The organism is Pseudomonas sp. RHF3.3-3, assembly GCF_048069595.1.
In the GTDB taxonomy this organism is placed as follows: domain Bacteria; phylum Pseudomonadota; class Gammaproteobacteria; order Pseudomonadales; family Pseudomonadaceae; genus Aquipseudomonas; species Aquipseudomonas fuscovaginae_B.
This window is the reverse complement of record NZ_CP182250.1, coordinates 2972563-2987977: the sequence shown is the minus strand read 5'-3', so window position 1 is coordinate 2987977 and position 15415 is coordinate 2972563. Positions and strand designations below refer to the sequence as shown.

Sequence of the window (15415 nt, the reverse complement as noted above, 5' to 3'; positions counted from 1 at the left end):
TCCGTAACATTTCCCGCCTTTCATATAGCCCTCGCTTGCTCCCCCGCTGGCCCCCATCTCAGGTACACCATGAAACCCGCCCGCCTACGCGCCGATGTCCTGGCCGGACTCACCACCGCTTTCGCCCTGGTGCCCGAGTGCATCGCCTTTGCCCTGGTCGCTCATCTCAACCCGCTGATGGGCCTGTATGGCGCCTTCATCATCTGCACACTGACCGCGCTGTTCGGCGGCCGGCCGGGCATGATTTCCGGTGCCGCAGGTTCCATGGCGGTGGTGATCGTCGCCCTGGTGGTGCAGCACGGCGTGCAATACCTGCTGGCGACGGTCGTGCTCGGCGGCCTGATCATGGTCGCCTTCGGCCTGTTGCGCCTGGGCAAGCTGGTGCGGATGGTGCCGCACTCGGTGATGCTCGGCTTCGTCAACGGGCTGGCGATCATCATCGCCCTGGCCCAGTTGGAGCAGTTCAAGGACGGCGAGGGCTGGATCCGCGGTGAACCTCTGGCCGTGATGCTCGGCCTGGTGGCACTGACCATGGCCATCGTCTACCTGCTACCGCGCCTGAGCCGCAGCGTACCGCCGGCGCTGGTGGCGATCCTCGGGGTCGGCCTGCTGGTCTACCTGTGCGGCCTGCCGACCCGCACCCTGGGCGACATGGCCCACATCGCCGGCGGCCTGCCGCTGCCCACGCTGCCGCAAGTGCCGTGGAACCTGGCAACCCTGCAGATCATCGCCCCCTATGCGGTGCTGATGGCCCTGGTCGGCCTGCTGGAAACCCTGCTGACCCTCAACCTCACCGACGAGATCACCGAAACCCGCAGCTACCCGGATCGCGAGTGCACCGCACTGGGCGTGGCCAACATGGTTTCCGGCCTGTTCGGTGGCATGGGCGGTTGCGCGATGATTGGCCAGACGGTGATCAACCTCAGTTCCGGTGGCCGTGGCCGACTGTCCGGCGTGGTGGCCGGGCTGATGGTCCTGCTGTTCGTGCTGTTCCTGTCACCGCTGATCGAACGTATCCCGCTGGCCGCACTGGTGGGAGTGATGTTCGTGGTGTCCCAGCAGACCTTCGCCTGGGCTTCGCTGCGGGTGCTGAACAAGGTGCCGGTGAACGATGTGCTGGTGATCATCGCGGTCACGGTGATCACGGTGTTGACCGACCTGGCGATGGCGGTGCTGTGCGGGATCGTGATCGCTGCGCTGAACTTCGCCTGGCAGCATGCCCGCGAACTGTACGCCGATACCCATCAGGAGCCCGACGGCAGCAAGCTGTACCGCTTGCACGGCACGCTGTTCTTCGCCTCGACCACGCCATTCCAAAACCTGTTCGATCCGGCCAACGACCCACAGAAGGTGGTGCTGGACTGCCGCCACCTGAGTTTCGTCGACTACTCGGCGATTGCCGCACTGAAAAGCCTGCGGGAACGTTACGCCAAGGCCGGCAAGCACCTGCGGGTCGAACATCTGTCGGAACGCTGCAAGCAGCTGCTCAAGCGGGCGGGAGTGCAACACGGATAGGCATCCGGTCTCTGCCTGATCGCCGCGCCGTCTATTCACCCCGGCCCGGTATACGAAGTGGCTGACAACAAGCGGAATAATGGCTTGGAAATATCGGGACACAACTGACAAACCTCGGGACAGCACGCCTGCACAATCTGCGAAGATGGAGAAACAGCCTACCCGGCTGTCCGCTCCCATCGGTCGTCACCGATTGAGAAAGCGTACATGGAACAAGGAGTGTCAGGATGAAAGCCCTTCTATTGATGATCGCCGGCCTGCCCCTGGTCGCCTGCGGCAGCGACACCCCGCCAACCGCCAATGCGGTGCTGGAGGCCCTGAAGGCCAACGGGGTGCCCTTCGGGGCCGTGAGCTACCCGAAGCGCAAGCCCCTGAGCCTGCTGCCCAACACCTACAAGGAGCGGGTGGAAGTGGCATTCCCCAGCATCGCGCCCAAGGGCGGCCAGTTCTTCGTCTGCGAGACCCGCGAATACTGCGATCATCTGCAGGAGCACTTTCATGCCTTGCGGGCCCTGGCCGGCCCGCATGTCTATCGCTCGAAAAGCGGCCGGGTCCTGGCCCAGCTCTACAGCACCCTGGAGCAGCCGGTCGCCAATCAGATCCGGGCCGCCATCGAGGAACTGTAGAAGGGCGTCAGCCCTGGGAGTCATCCGGGCGATTGCGCCAGACCAGCGCCGGAATGGCACGCACATAGATCAGCTCCCCCACCAGCTCGACCAGGGTCTGGGTGATCACGGCGGCAGCTGCCAGGCTGCGGATATCCTCGGGTAACGCCAGGGCCAGCGGCAGCACCACCAGGGAATTGCGCGTGGAGGCACTGAAGACGACGGCACGGGCCGCGCTCGCCGGCAGTCGGCACAGGCGCGCGGCCAGTGCACCCGCCAGCGGTGCCAGCAGCAGGAAGCCGAGGTACACCGGCAACACCGGCGCAAGACGCTCGATATCGCGCACCACTCCGGCGATCTGCGATCCGATCACCGCCACCAGCACCGCGGCCATCGCCGGTACCGGCAGCCAGGCCCAGCTGTCGTTCCAGGCCGTGACCACTCGCGAACGGCGGGCCAGTGCCGAGGTCGTCAGGGCCAGCAGCAATGGCGCGACGATCAGCATGAGGAAGGCTTCGACAAACGGCCCGACCGCTATCACCACCGCGGACTGACCACCCAGCATGCAGGCCAGGTAGACCGGCAGCAGTATCAGTTGCAGCAGCAACAGGATCGGCGTCGCCGCCAGTACCCGCCGCGAATCGCCCCTGCCGATATGGGTGAACACCACCACGTAGTCGATGCAGGGCGTGAGCAGGACCAGCAGTGCCCCTGCCAGAATGGCCGGATGCGCCACCAGGCCGCGACTCAACGCCCAGGCCAGCAGTGGCACCAGCACGAAGTTGGCCAGCAGCAACGCCGACATGAAGCCCTTGTGGCCAAGGCCCTGGCGCAAGTCGAGGAAGGGAATCTGCAGGAACATCGCGTACATCAGCACCGCGATCGCCGGCGTCACCAGGGCATCGAGGCCCCGGGCGATACCGGGAGCCATCAGCCCGAGCAGTATCGCGATGATCACCGCAACGAAGTAGAGCGGTATCTGGTTGCGCTCAAGTGCGTCCCGATTCAAGCCACGTCCCCCTGCCGCAAGAGCGGGTAAGCCCATGCAACGGGGGGACGTTCGTCGAGCGGCGAATTACTGGACCGCCACACGGATGCCGAAGCCGATCAGGAACATGCCGGCGACCTTTTCCAGCGCCGTGGTCAGCTTGCGGCTGGACCGTACCTTTTCGGCGAAGAAGTGCGTCAGCAGCACCACGACCAGGCCATAGAGGAAGGTCAGCGACGAGACGGTCACCGCCATGAAGGCGAAGGTCAGCACGCCCGGATGCCGGGCCGGGTCGATGAACAGTGGGAAAAACGCCATGTAGAACAGGATCGCCTTGGGGTTGAACAAGGTGATGATCATGGTCTGGCGCAGGTACTGGTGGGCTCTCATCTCGAAGGGCATCGCCGTGCCGGACTTGGCGAACAGCAGTCGGCTGCCGAGATAGAGCAGGTACGCCGCGCCCATCCACTGCACCAGGTGAAACGCTGCCGGATAGGCCTTGAGCAGCGAGGCCACGCCCGCGACCGCCAGCCACATCAGTACCTGGTCACCGAGGATCACCCCGACGGTCGCCGCCAGCCCTGCGCGCACACCCCCCTTGCCGGTCGAGGTGATCAGGGCGAAATTTCCCGGCCCCGGAATCAACAGCAGAATCACGAACGCGAGCACGAACGCCCCGTAGTTACTGACACCCAGCATCACCTGCACGCCTCCTCGGTTCCACGAGGCACCAGCATGCGCATCCCCCGCCAAAGAAGCAAGAGATCGAGGTGCCCTGGCCCAGCCCGGCGGTCACTTTCAATCTGGCGTTGAAAGTTCATCAAGGAACCGGCCCATTATCAAATGTCCTGCGATGCCGCAGATTACCGCCCTCGCCGATGCGATCCCGAATCCACCCTGGAAGGTAGTCCCGGACATGAACCATTCACTGCTCGCCAGCCAGCCTACGCTCACGGCTGCCCGCCTGCCGATTGCGCGCCTGCTGGCGCTGACCATGACCAGTTTCATCGCCACCGCCAACGAAACCGTCCCGGCCGGGCTGCTGCCGCAGATCGCCCGGGGGCTCGATGTTTCCGAAGCCCTGGCGGGCCAGTGGGTGACACTCTGCGCCCTGGGCTCGGGGCTCGCGGCGATCCCGCTGACGCTCGCCACCCGTGGTCACGGGCGACGCTCATTGCTGCTGTTGACCCTCGCCGTGTTCTTTCTCGGCAATGCCCTGAGCGCCCTGTCGTCTTCCTATGCCCTGACCCTGCTTGCCCGTCTGCTGATCGGCGCGGCCACCGGCCTGGCCTGGAGCCTGCTCGCCGGCTGCGCACGGAGCATGGTCGAGGTGCCCCTGCAAGGCCGTGCCATGGCCCTGGCGATGCTCGGCATTCCGCTGGCCCTGGCGCTGGGTGTACCGCTCAGTGCCTGGCTCACCCACTGGGTTGAGTGGAGAACGATCTTTGCCCTGCTCTCGGGGTTGAGCCTTGTGCTGATGCTCTGGGTGAGGCTGGGAATTCCCCAAACCCACACGCCAGGCCCCATTGCCCGCCTGCCCCTGCGCAGGGTGCTGAACACGCCGGGCGTACGGCCGGTGTTGCTGGTGGTCTGGCTCTGGATCATGGCGCACTACAGCCTCTACACCTATATCGCCCCCTTCCTGGAAAGTGCCGGCCCGGCCGTATCGCTGGAACGTGTGCTGCTGGTTTTCGGCATTTCGGCCATGCTGGGCATCTGGCTGGTGGGCCTGCTGGTCGATCGCTGGCTGCGCCGGCTGGTCCTGTTCAGCCTGGGCATCTTCGCCGCCGTGACGTTGACCCTGGGTCTGAACGGCGCCTCGACGGCCGTGCTGTATGTGGGCGTGACACTCTGGGGCCTGAGCTTCAGCGGCGCGCCAACCCTGCTGCAGACCGCATTGGCCGATGCGGCCGGCGAGGCTGCCGATACGGCGCAGTCGATGCTGGTGACCGCCTTCAACCTGGCGTTTGCCGCCAGTGGCGTGATGGGCGCACTGCTGCTGGACACCTTCGGCGCGGCGTCGATTCCCTGGTCGCTGCTGGCCTGGCTACTGCCGGCCTGGCTGATTGCCTGGGCAGCCCGCCGCCACGGTTTCCCGGCGGGACGACGCTCGCCACGCAAGCCGGCCTGAGCGCCCGACGATCAGATCAGCCGTTCGATCCGCTTGTGCCGCCAGACCTGCTGATAATAGACGGCCTGCAGCAACAGCATGCCGACATAGGCCGCCGGGAAAGCCATCCATACGCCCTCGAGGCCCAGACGGGCATCAAGCAGATAGGCCACCGGCAGCTCAATTGCGACAATGCAGAAAATGATGATCAACACCGGCGCCATCACCGTGCCACTGGCCCGCATGATGCCACCGATCAACGCCTGGAAGCCGAATATCAACAGGCTCCAGAGCAGGATGTGCAACAGGTGGCCGGCGGTGGCCCTGGTCGCCGGATCGGTGATGAACAGGCCCAGCAGCCAATGGGAAAGACCATATCCGAGGGCGATCAGCCCACCGGTCAGGCCGGTGTTGATCAGCATGCCCGTGCGCAGGATCGGCCCGATCCGCTCCAGGCGCCCTGCCCCGATGGCTTGTGCGCCGAGGATCGAGGCGGTGATGGCGATCGACAGCGCCGGGAACTGTACGTAGTTGACGATCTGCGTCACCGCGCCATAGGCCGCGGTGGCCTGGGAGCCGTGCTGGTTGACCAGCGCCAGGATCACCAGCTCGGACAACGACAGCACGATCATCTGCAGGCCGGTCGGCAGGCCGATACGCAGCACCTTGCCGAGGATCGCCCGATCCAGGCGCATCGCCGCCAGCATTTCGCGGTCCGGTGCCATGACACTGTCCTGCTGGCGCAGACGCAACCCCAGGAACGCCATCGCACAGGCCGTACTCGCCAGGCTAGCCAGGGCCGCGCTCTGAATACCCATCTGCGGCAGCCCCAACCAGCCACGGATCAGTGCCGGCGTCATGACCAGACCGATACCGGTGGACACCAGCAAGGCCAGCAAGGGCGACAGCGTGTCGCTGATACCGCGCAACAGTTGGGTGAACAGGATGAAAATCAGCAACAGCGGCATGGTCAGCATCATCACCTGCGCGTAGCCGACCGCGTCGTCCAGGACATCGGCGGGCGTACCCAGCGCCTGCAGGGCCGGCCGGGCGAAAATGCTACCGAGTACCGCCGCCACCAGTCCGATCAGCATGCCCAGGGTCAGGGTCGCGCCCACGACGGCCTTGAGCGCATGCAGTTCACGCGCGCCCCAGGCCTGGCCGATCAGCACCGAGGCGCCGGCCCCCAGGCCGATGATCAGGGCAATGAAGAAGAACACCACCGGAAACATTCCGGACACCGCCGCCAGGGCTTCGGTGCCCAACATCTGACCGATGTAGATACTGTTCAGCGTGCCGGAAAACGACTGCAGGAAGTTGGACAGCACCATGGGTGCGAGGAAAACCAGATAGACCTGCCAGAGAGGACGCTGCGGGTGCGGCTGCATGTAGGACTCGGATCTCGGATGAGGTACATCGACGTAGGCGCCGACTCTAACCTATAGAAGATTCGTGAGGGACTTTTGTCACCTGCCCAGCTTCTGGGCGAAGGGATTTTCCTGACGTTGTCCAGCCATTGCGGGTCCGGCCTCGCCTGCCCGGGATCGACCTGGGTGACGCGCACCAGACTGCGCCTGAGCCGAATACAGGGCTGCCCGGATCACTAAAAGGTGTTTCAGCACTCGCCTGTGAGAGTGTCTGGACTGCACAGCGGACATCGTTGAATGGCAGGCAACAAGCTAGGCAATTGCCCACAAAATCTGAAGAACGAACTGACTATCAGGCACTGCCAGCTTGAATCGACTATCGCACCTGGATCGCTATCGTCTATCGCAGGAGCAATGATGAACTTATCCCTGAGCCTATACGAGGCGCTGACCACCGCCAGCGCTCCCCCCGATAAAGCCAAGGCAGCGGCAGATGCCTGGGAGGCCGAAATGCAGAATCTTGCGTCAGGATCCGATCTGCGACAGACCGAGGAACGCCTGCTGGCATCGATCTCCGAGCAGGGCAAGGACCTGCGCGCAACGATGAGCGAGCAGGTTCACGAACTGCGAACCACGATGAACGAGCAGGTTCACGAACTGCGAACCACGATGAACGAGCAGGTTCACGAACTGCGCGCCACGATGAACGAGCAGGCTCACGAACTGCGCGCCACGATGAACGAGCAGGTTCACGAACTGCGCACCACGATGAAAGAACAGGCCCATGAGCTGCGTACCCTGCTCAAGGAACAGAACCACGAGTTGCGTACCCTGATGTTCCAGCAAGGTGCCGAACTCCGCACGCAGAGCCACGAACAAGGCAGCGAGCTTCGCCTGTTGATGCAGCAGCAGGGCGCGGACCTCCGGTTGTCGATGTCCGGGTTGCAGGCACAGATCAACGTGATGCGCTGGCAGATTGGCCTGATTCTCATCTGTGTCGCGATACCGCTGCTCAAGCTGGCGTTCGACCTGCTGACCCGCTGAGCCGGCCAGCCACAAGACGAGTGCCACTGACTCCAGGCACCGAATCATCATTTCAATTGATCATTCAAATCGTGAAACGGAATTTTTTATTTGCCTCGGTTCCCGACAGGATAAGTCACCTTTCAACCGTCGGATGCTCCACCATGAACCTGAACCTGGCCATTGCCTGCGCAATCGTAGTCTCTTTCGCCGTTGCGCTGATTCACACCTGAGTTCCCATCAACGCAATTGCTCGACCAGCCAGTTGCGAAAGGCCGCCATCGCCGCCGTTTCGGCACGCGACTGCAAGCGGGTCAGCCAGTAGCTGCCCGTGACGATACCGATATCGAAAGGCTGCCGGATATCACCGGTATCCAATTGGCGAGAGAACATCATCGGCGGCGCCAGCGCCACCCCCGCTCCCTGCAATGCAGCCTCCATCATCGCCAGCGACGAATCGAAAACCACACTGTCGGCCACCAGGCTGTTGCTCGGCAAGCCGGCACGCTGGAACCACTCGGGCCATTCATCGGTGCGGTAGGAACGCAACAGCGTCTGTTTCAGAACATCCGCCGGAGACTGCAATTGCTCGGCGACCTGCGCAGTGCACAACACCGAGAGCGGTGCCTCCAGCAAGCGCATGGCGTCGACGCCATGCCAGGCTCCCGTACCGAAACGAATAGCGAAATCGAGCCCCTCGGCCGCCACATCCACCCGGTTGTTGTTGGTGGACAGGCGCAGGTCGATAAACGGGTGGCTCTCGCGAAAATCCGCCAGCCGCGGCAACAACCACCCCACGGCGAACGTGCCCACCGCCCCCACCGTCAGCACCTCCCGGTAGTGCCCACCCTCGAACCGGCCCAGGGCCTGGGCAATCCGGTCAAACGACTCGCACAGCACCGGCAGCAGGCTCTCGCCTTCGGCGGTCAGCATCAGGCCACGGGGCAGGCGCTTGAACAGAGCGACCTGCAACTGGCTCTCAAGGCTCTTGACCTGATGGCTGACCGCCGCCTGAGTCACGCACAACTCGACCGCTGCCCGGGTAAAACTCAAGTGCCGCGCGGAGGCCTCGAAAGCCCGCAGGGCATTGAGTGGCAAATGAGGACGGACCATGGCGCTTGCTCCTAGTTTTTCTAATGGCTAATCCGAAATTTCATCGTTTGTCGAGGGGCTGACTCATCCCCTAGATTGAGCTTCGCCCCGCAACTGCGCCGTGGACCAGGCAAGCCTCACGCCATGGACCGGAACATGGACGACGGTCCAGAAAACAGCCCGACAGGATGCGGACAAACAATCAAAATCATGGAAAAAGCCAGATTATGCCGATAAGACTCACAATTCGTGACAAATTACTCACCAGCCTCTTGTGCCTGCTCAGCACCGGGAACAGCTTTGCCGGCCAGACACCCGTCGACCCGCTCAAGGCCGTCGTGGATGCCGCGATTGAACCGATCATGCAGGAACAGGGCGTCCCCGGCCTGGCCGTGGCGGTCCTGGTCAACGGCCAGGCACATTATTTTAACTACGGTGTTGCCTCCAAGACGGACAAACAGCCGGTAACAGAAAACACCCTGTTCGAGATCGGTTCGGTCAGCAAGACCTTCAACGCCACACTCGCGGCCTATGCCGTAGCCCAGGGCAAACTGTCGCTGGCGGAAAACACCAGCCACTACCTGCCCGAGCTGCGGGGCAGCGCCTTCGACAGGATCAGCGTGCTCGACCTCGGTACCTACACCCCCGGCGGCCTGCCGTTGCAGTTTCCCAACGAAGCGGACAGCACCGACAAAATGATGGGTTACTTCCAGCACTGGAAGCCGATCTACCCTGTCGGCGAGCGCCGCCAGTATTCCAACCCGAGCATCGGCCTGTTCGGCTACGTGGCCGCCAGGAGCCTCGGCCAGCCATACGACGACCTGATGGAAAGGACCCTGCTGCCCAAGCTGGGGCTAAAGCACACCTACCTCAGGGTTCCCAAGGACCAGATGAGCCGCTACGCCCAGGGCTACACCAAGGAGGACAAACCCTCCCGGGTCGGCCCTGGCGCGCTGGATTCCGAGGCCTATGGCATCAAGACCACCGCCAGCGACCTGCTGCACTACGTCCAGGTGAACATGCGGCCCCGGCAACTCGACGCGCCCCTGCAACAGGCGATCAGCCTGACCCACAGTGGCTACTACCGGTTCGGCGACACCACCCAGGGCCTGGGCTGGGAGTTCTACCCCTCCCCGGTCAAGCTGGACACCCTGCTCGAGGGCACCTCGTACAAGATGCTCGAACCGCAGGACATCACCCGGTTCAAGACCCCACAATCACCGCAGGCCGATAGCTGGGTCAACAAGACAGGCGCCACCAATGGCTTCGGCGCCTACGTGGCGTACCTGCCGGCGAAGAACATCGGCATCGTGCTGCTGGCCAACAAGAACTACCCCAACCCGGTGCGGGTCAAGGCCGCCTACCAGGTACTGAGTGCCGTGCAAGGCATGCAGTAACCCCATGGGCAAAAGCCCTTGCACTTGGCTATGATCGGAGGTCATGAACACCCTGCCTCCGATCCGCCAGCCCTGTCCTCCCGGCGCCTGCAATTGCGAGCGGGAACGGCTGCTGGAGACACCCGGTAGCGACATCCGCATCCTGCGCCTGACCCGCCAGGAAGAGAAAATCCTGCTCGAACGCCTCGAAGACCTCAAGAGCCTGGCCGACCTCGAACGCCTGCAACAGCGGATGTACGAGCAACTGGGCATTCGCCTGACCATCGCTCCTGGCCCCAACGAAGTGCGGACCATGCGCGGTATCGGCATTCACATCGAAGAGCTGCCGGGCCTGTGTCGCAAGACCCGCCAGTCGATCCCGGCAGCGATCCGCCGCGGCCTGGAAAAACGTCCGGAAATCGCCTACGAACTGCTCAACGCCCACGACCTGCTGGGCGGTCTGTGAACCCCTCTCAGCGGCTCATCTGCCGACGCTTCAGGGTCTGGCTCGGCAACTCGCGGAACAACGCCCGATAGCTGCTGGAAAACCGTCCCAGGTGCCAGAACGACCAATGCATCGCCACTTCGGCGACGGTGCTCCGCGCCTTGCCGTGCAGCAGTTCGTGGCGCGCGCCGTTCAGACGGCGCAAGCGCAGCCATTGGGTCGGGGTCATCCCGGTGAACGCCTTGAAGGCATGCTGTAACTGGTGCAGCGACACGCCGGCCACCTGAGCAAGTTCCAGCAGGTTCAGGGTTTCCTCGGGGGCATCGGCCGCCCATTCGCCAATGCGCTTCATGATGCCGCGCTCCTCCGTGCGCCGTTGCCACGAGCCGCGGTCCAGGCAGGCGTTATCGAGAAGGTACAGGCAATCCTCCAGCAACTGCTGGCTCAGGGCCTCCCGGCTTGGCGGATCGCCAGCCTGACTCAGACGAGTCAGGGTTGCGCTGAGCCAGCGGCCGAACAACGCATTCTGCTGCGAGTTGAGCGGCGCCATGAACAGGCCGTCGAGCCGGGCGATGTCCAGGCCGTGATGCCGAACGAACTCAGGGCCGAACACCACCGCCACTTCCTGGTAGTTCTCCGGTGTGATCCAGATGTTGCGGCTCTCGCCATTGAGCACATACAGGGCGTTGTCGCTGCGGTCGAAACAGAAGGCCAGCGCGCCCGACGGGGCACTGAAGTTCTGCTCCACACGGGTGTTCATGCACTCCTCGTAGATCTGCACGCCCTGCAGGTCCAGGTAGCGAATCTGCCCGGCGAAATGCCCTGGCGACATCTGCTGGTAATGCTGGACCCAACCCGGTGTCGCCCGGATCTGTTCGGTCACGTCGGCGGTCTTGAACGCCTGGACCCGCAAGGAATTTGGCTCTGTCATGGGAGACCATCGCGCACCTTTATGGTGCATCTTGGTATGGGAAAAGTGGATAGATGGAACCGCGCAACTGACAGCAAGATAGTCGCCAACGCGCTGCAGGGGAAGCCTCCCGCCGTTTTCAGGCAAGCGGAAGGCCCAACCTGGCGTCGATGAAACCAACGACGAGGTCCTTATGAACGCCCCTTTCGATCAGCTGTCCTCATGGCTGAAAGAACACAAGATTACCGAAGTGGAATGTGTGGTCAGCGACCTGACCGGCATCGCCCGCGGCAAAATCGCACCCACCAACAAGTTCCTGCATGAGCGAGGCATGCGCCTGCCGGAAAGTGTGCTGCTGCAAACGGTAACCGGGGACTTCGTCGAGGACGATGTCTACTACGACCTGCTCGACCCGGCCGACATCGACATGATCTGCCGCCCCGACGCCTCGTCGATCTACCTGGTGCCGTGGGCCATCGAACCGACCGCGATCGTCATCCACGACACCTTCGACAAACAGGGCAACCCGATCGAGCTGTCGCCACGCAACGTCCTCAAGAAGGTCCTGCAGCTCTATACCGACAAGGGTTGGCAGCCGATCGTAGCGCCGGAGATGGAGTTCTACCTGACCCAGCGCTGCGAAGACCCGGACCTACCGCTCAAGGCCCCGCTGGGTCGCTCGGGCCGTGCCGAAAGCGGTCGGCAGTCGTTCTCCATCGACGCCGCCAACGAATTCGATCCGCTGTTCGAAGACGTCTACGACTGGTGCGAAGCCCAGGGCCTGGACCTCGACACGCTGATTCACGAAGACGGCCCGGCGCAGATGGAAATCAACTTCCGCCACGGCGATGCCCTCGACCTGGCCGACCAGATCACCGTGTTCAAGCGCACCCTGCGCGAAGCGGCGCTCAAGCACAACGTCACCGCGACCTTCATGGCCAAGCCGATCGCCGACGAGCCTGGCAGTGCCATGCACCTGCACCAGAGCGTGGTCGACATCGCCACCGGCAAGCCGATCTTCGTCAACGCGGACGGTTCCAAGAGCGAGCTGTTCCTGCACCACATCGGCGGCCTGCAGAAGTACATCCCCAAGGTGCTGCCGATGTTCGCCCCCAACGTCAACTCGTTCCGCCGTTTCCTGCCGGACACCTCGGCTCCGGTCAACGTCGAGTGGGGCGAGGAAAACCGCACCGTCGGCCTGCGGGTGCCAACCTCCAGCCCCGAGGCCATGCGCGTGGAAAACCGCCTGCCGGGCGCCGACGCCAACCCCTACCTGGCAATCGCCGCCAGCCTGCTGTGCGGTTACCTGGGCATGGTCGAAGGCATCGAGCCCAACCCGCCGGTGGAAGGCCGCGCCTACGAGCGGCGCAACCTGCGCCTGCCGATCACCATCGAGGACGCCCTGGCCCACATGGAAGATTGCCCGACCCTCGACCGCTACCTGGGCAGCCAGTTCGTGCGCGGCTACGTGGCGGTCAAGCGCGCCGAACACGAAAACTTCAAGCGGGTGATCAGTTCCTGGGAACGTGAATTCCTCCTGCTCAGCGTCTGATCCCCCAACCCGACCTCACCCACAACCACTCAACGAGGTGTCGACATGCGTCTATTGAAATCCGTGGTCCCCTTCACCCTGGCGCTGCTGTTCGGCGCCACGGCTCACGCCGAACCGACCGTCAGCGTCTACAACTGGACCGACTACATCGGCGAGACCACCCTCGCCGACTTCCAGGCCAAAAGCGGGATCAAGGTGATCTATGACGTGTTCGACTCCAACGAAACCCTGGAAGGCAAGCTGCTCGCCGGCCGGACCGGCTATGACGTGGTGGTGCCTTCCAACCATTTTCTCGGCCGCCAGGTGAAAGCCGGGGCGTTCCTCAAGCTCGACCGCGCGCAATTGCCGAACTGGAAAAACCTCGACCCGCAACTGCTCAAGCTGCTGGAAAAGAACGATCCGGGCAACGCGCACTCGGTGCCCTACCTGTGGGGCACCAACGGCATCGGCTACAACGTCGACAAGGTCAAGCAGGTACTGGGTATCGACCACATCGACTCGTGGGCGGTGCTGTTCGAACCGGAGAACCTGAAGAAGCTCAGCCAATGCGGTGTCTCGTTCATGGACTCGCCGGACGAGACCTTCCCGGCGATCCTCAACTACCTGGGCATGGACCCACGCAGCTCCAACCCCGAGGACTACAAGAAGGCCGAGGCCAAGCTGCTGACCCTGCGGCCGTACATCACCTACTTCCACTCCTCCAAGTACATTTCGGACCTGGCCAACGGTGACATCTGCGTTGCCTTCGGCTACTCCGGCGACGTGTTCCAGGCCGCCAACCGGGCCAAGGAGGCGAAGAACGGCATCAACATCGCCTACTCGATTCCCAAGGAGGGCAGCAACCTGTGGTTCGACCTGCTGGCGATCCCGGCCGACGCCGCCAACGTCAAGGAGGCCCATGCCTTCATCAACTACCTGCTCGATCCGCAGGTGATCGCCAAGGTCAGCGCCACGGTCGGCTACGCCAACCCCAACCCGGCCGCCCAGCAGTACATGGACGCCGACCTGGTGCACAACCCCGAGGTCTACCCACCGCAGGAAGTGCTCGACAAACTGTACATCTCGACCACGCCGACCCCGGAAATCATGCGCCTGATGACCCGTTCCTGGAGCAAGGTGAAGACCAACAAATGAGCCACGACAGCACCATGGAACATGCCCGTTCCTATTACGCTGCCACCGCCCACTCGATGCCGGACCGCCCCCGGCTCGAGTCGGACCTGGTCGCAGACGTCTGCGTGATCGGCGGCGGCTTCACCGGCGTCAATACCGCGATCGAGCTGGCCCAGCGCGGCCTCTCGGTGGTCCTGCTCGAAGGCCGGCGCATCGGCTGGGGCGCCAGCGGGCGCAATGGCGGCCAACTGATCCGTGGCATCGGCCATGATGTCAGCGGCTTCGCCCGCTACGTCGGCAAGGACGGCGTGCGCTACCTGGAGCGGGCCGGCATCGACTCGGTCGCGCTGGTTGGCGAACGGATCCGCAAACATGCCATCGACTGCGACCTGCGCTGGGGCTTCTGCGAACTGGCCAACACCGCGGCGCAGTTCGCGGCATTGCAGGCCGAGCAGGAACACCTGGCCCAACTGGGGTATGCACATCAAACGCGAATCGTCGAATCGCGGGACATGCGCCAGGTGGTGGCGTCCAGCGCGTATGCCGGTGGCCTGATCGACATGGGCTCCGGGCATCTGCATCCGCTCAACCTGGTACTGGGCGAAGCGCGGGCAGCCGAGTCGCTGGGGGTACGGATCTTCGAACAGAGCCCGGTGCTCGAACTGCTGCATGGCAGCCGCGTGCGGGTGCGCTGCGCCCACGGCAGCGTGCGCGCCGACAACCTGGTGCTGGCCTGCAATGCCCACCTCGATGATCTCGAACCGCGCCTGAGTGGCAAGGTGCTGCCGGCCGGCAGCTACATCGTCGCGACGCAACCGCTGACCGCGGCGCTGGCCGCCGAACTGATCCCGCAAAACCTGGCGCTGTGCGACCAGAAGGTCGGCCTGGACTACTATCGACTGTCCGCCGACCGCCGCCTGCTGTTCGGCGGCGCCTGCCACTACTCCGGGCGGGATCCGGCGGATATCGGCGCCTACATGCGGCCGAAGATGCTCAAGGTGTTCCCGCAACTGGCGGATGTGCGCCTGGACTTCCAGTGGGGAGGCAAGATCGGCATCACCGCCAACCGCTTCCCCCAGGTCGGCCGCCTGCGCCAGCAGCCGAACGTGTTCTATGCCCAGGGCTATTCCGGTCACGGCGTCAATGTCACCCACTGGACCGCCCGGCTGTTGGCCGAAGCGATTCACGCCGGACAGAGCCAGGGCATGGACATCTTCAGCGCGGTCCCGCACATGACCTTCCCCGGCGGCAAGGCCCTGCGCTCGCCGTTGCTGGCGCTGGGCATGCTCTGGCACCGGCTGCGCGAGGTGCTGGGCTGA

Annotated in this window: 14 protein-coding genes; 9 read left to right on the top strand and 5 right to left on the bottom strand. The window is 63.7% G+C overall.

Annotation, left to right across the window (positions count from 1 at the left end):
• Nucleotides 1–69 precede the first annotated feature (69 nt).
• Both ACMGT0_RS13750 and ACMGT0_RS13745 read left to right on the top strand, forming a co-directional pair.
• Nucleotides 70–1515: a SulP family inorganic anion transporter gene (locus ACMGT0_RS13750; RefSeq protein ID WP_054056470.1), complete on the top strand. Its 1446-nt coding sequence runs from the start codon at nt 70–72 to the stop codon at nt 1513–1515.
• A 227-nt stretch (nt 1516–1742) separates the two neighbouring features.
• Entirely contained in the window at nt 1743–2141 is a 399-nt protein-coding gene (locus tag ACMGT0_RS13745) for a hypothetical protein (RefSeq protein ID WP_054062580.1), read from the top strand.
• A 7-nt stretch (nt 2142–2148) separates the two neighbouring features.
• Here the strand turns inward: ACMGT0_RS13745 and ACMGT0_RS13740 are convergent, their stop codons facing one another.
• Together ACMGT0_RS13740 and ACMGT0_RS13735 are read right to left on the bottom strand one after the other, a co-directional pair.
• A complete protein-coding gene (locus ACMGT0_RS13740) occupies nt 2149–3129 on the bottom strand; it encodes an arsenic resistance protein (RefSeq protein WP_416773035.1) in 981 nt (326 codons plus the stop codon).
• A 66-nt stretch (nt 3130–3195) separates the two neighbouring features.
• The gene (locus ACMGT0_RS13735) at nt 3196–3807 is read right to left on the bottom strand and encodes a LysE family transporter (protein WP_416773033.1); all 612 of its coding nucleotides are present in this window, start codon (nt 3805–3807) and stop codon (nt 3196–3198) included.
• Between the two features lie 217 nt (nt 3808–4024).
• Here ACMGT0_RS13735 and ACMGT0_RS13730 point away from each other — a divergent pair, with 217 nt between their 5' ends.
• Nucleotides 4025–5239: an MFS transporter gene (locus ACMGT0_RS13730; RefSeq protein ID WP_416773031.1), complete on the top strand. Its 1215-nt coding sequence runs from the start codon at nt 4025–4027 to the stop codon at nt 5237–5239.
• Between the two features lie 11 nt (nt 5240–5250).
• Here the strand turns inward: ACMGT0_RS13730 and ACMGT0_RS13725 are convergent, their stop codons facing one another.
• Entirely contained in the window at nt 5251–6606 is a 1356-nt protein-coding gene (locus ACMGT0_RS13725; RefSeq protein ID WP_416773030.1) for an MATE family efflux transporter, read from the bottom strand.
• Nucleotides 6607–7002: 396 nt separating this feature from the next.
• On the opposite strand from ACMGT0_RS13725, the gene ACMGT0_RS13720 reads away from it, so the two are divergent.
• A complete protein-coding gene (locus ACMGT0_RS13720) occupies nt 7003–7629 on the top strand; it encodes a hypothetical protein (protein WP_416773028.1) in 627 nt (208 codons plus the stop codon).
• 219 nt (nt 7630–7848) lie between these two features.
• On the opposite strand, the gene ACMGT0_RS13715 is transcribed toward ACMGT0_RS13720, so the two are convergent.
• Nucleotides 7849–8721: a LysR family transcriptional regulator gene (locus tag ACMGT0_RS13715; protein ID WP_054056465.1), complete on the bottom strand. Its 873-nt coding sequence runs from the start codon at nt 8719–8721 to the stop codon at nt 7849–7851.
• Nucleotides 8722–8927: 206 nt separating this feature from the next.
• Here ACMGT0_RS13715 and ampC point away from each other — a divergent pair, with 206 nt between their 5' ends.
• Both ampC and ACMGT0_RS13705 read left to right on the top strand, forming a co-directional pair.
• Nucleotides 8928–10097 (top strand): class C beta-lactamase, encoded by a 1170-nt coding sequence (gene ampC / locus ACMGT0_RS13710; protein ID WP_152974263.1) that lies wholly within the window; start codon nt 8928–8930, stop codon nt 10095–10097.
• 43 nt (nt 10098–10140) lie between these two features.
• Nucleotides 10141–10542, top strand: coding sequence for a hypothetical protein (locus ACMGT0_RS13705; protein WP_054056463.1), 402 nt, complete (start codon nt 10141–10143; stop codon nt 10540–10542).
• A 7-nt stretch (nt 10543–10549) separates the two neighbouring features.
• Here ACMGT0_RS13705 and ACMGT0_RS13700 read toward each other — a convergent pair whose 3' ends face one another.
• Entirely contained in the window at nt 10550–11452 is a 903-nt protein-coding gene (locus tag ACMGT0_RS13700; RefSeq protein ID WP_416773025.1) for a helix-turn-helix domain-containing protein, read from the bottom strand.
• A gap of 172 nt (nt 11453–11624) precedes the next feature.
• Between ACMGT0_RS13700 and ACMGT0_RS13695 the strand changes: the two genes are divergently transcribed.
• Genes ACMGT0_RS13695 through ACMGT0_RS13685 form a run of 3 tightly spaced genes read left to right on the top strand, consistent with a single transcriptional unit; the run spans nt 11625 to nt 15415 of the window.
• Nucleotides 11625–12983 carry a glutamine synthetase family protein gene (locus tag ACMGT0_RS13695; RefSeq protein ID WP_054056461.1) on the top strand — a complete coding sequence of 453 codons (1359 nt, stop codon included), beginning with the start codon at nt 11625–11627 and terminating at the stop codon, nt 12981–12983.
• Between the two features lie 45 nt (nt 12984–13028).
• Nucleotides 13029–14117, top strand: a complete 1089-nt coding sequence (locus ACMGT0_RS13690) for a polyamine ABC transporter substrate-binding protein (RefSeq protein WP_054056460.1) — start codon at nt 13029–13031, stop codon at nt 14115–14117.
• Complete coding sequence (locus tag ACMGT0_RS13685; RefSeq protein ID WP_416773023.1) at nt 14114–15415, top strand: NAD(P)/FAD-dependent oxidoreductase; 1302 nt, start codon at nt 14114–14116, stop codon at nt 15413–15415. The genes ACMGT0_RS13690 and ACMGT0_RS13685 overlap by 4 nt, the downstream gene beginning before the upstream one ends.

Excerpts from the sequence above, each read along its gene's own strand:
- ACMGT0_RS13750 (WP_054056470.1), top strand. The coding sequence starts at position 70 with ATGAAACCCGCCCGCCTACGCGCCGATGTCCTGGCCGGACTCACCACC.
- ACMGT0_RS13745 (WP_054062580.1), top strand. The coding sequence starts at position 1,743 with ATGAAAGCCCTTCTATTGATGATCGCCGGCCTGCCCCTGGTCGCCTGC.
- ACMGT0_RS13735 (WP_416773033.1), bottom strand. The coding sequence starts at position 3,807 with ATGCTGGGTGTCAGTAACTACGGGGCGTTCGTGCTCGCGTTCGTGATT.
- ACMGT0_RS13730 (WP_416773031.1), top strand. The coding sequence starts at position 4,025 with ATGAACCATTCACTGCTCGCCAGCCAGCCTACGCTCACGGCTGCCCGC.
- ACMGT0_RS13725 (WP_416773030.1), bottom strand. The coding sequence starts at position 6,606 with ATGCAGCCGCACCCGCAGCGTCCTCTCTGGCAGGTCTATCTGGTTTTC.
- ACMGT0_RS13720 (WP_416773028.1), top strand. The coding sequence starts at position 7,003 with ATGAACTTATCCCTGAGCCTATACGAGGCGCTGACCACCGCCAGCGCT.
- ACMGT0_RS13715 (WP_054056465.1), bottom strand. The coding sequence starts at position 8,721 with ATGGTCCGTCCTCATTTGCCACTCAATGCCCTGCGGGCTTTCGAGGCC.
- ampC (WP_152974263.1), top strand. The coding sequence starts at position 8,928 with ATGCCGATAAGACTCACAATTCGTGACAAATTACTCACCAGCCTCTTG.
- ACMGT0_RS13705 (WP_054056463.1), top strand. The coding sequence starts at position 10,141 with ATGAACACCCTGCCTCCGATCCGCCAGCCCTGTCCTCCCGGCGCCTGC.
- ACMGT0_RS13700 (WP_416773025.1), bottom strand. The coding sequence starts at position 11,452 with ATGACAGAGCCAAATTCCTTGCGGGTCCAGGCGTTCAAGACCGCCGAC.
- ACMGT0_RS13695 (WP_054056461.1), top strand. The coding sequence starts at position 11,625 with ATGAACGCCCCTTTCGATCAGCTGTCCTCATGGCTGAAAGAACACAAG.
- ACMGT0_RS13690 (WP_054056460.1), top strand. The coding sequence starts at position 13,029 with ATGCGTCTATTGAAATCCGTGGTCCCCTTCACCCTGGCGCTGCTGTTC.
- ACMGT0_RS13685 (WP_416773023.1), top strand. The coding sequence starts at position 14,114 with ATGAGCCACGACAGCACCATGGAACATGCCCGTTCCTATTACGCTGCC.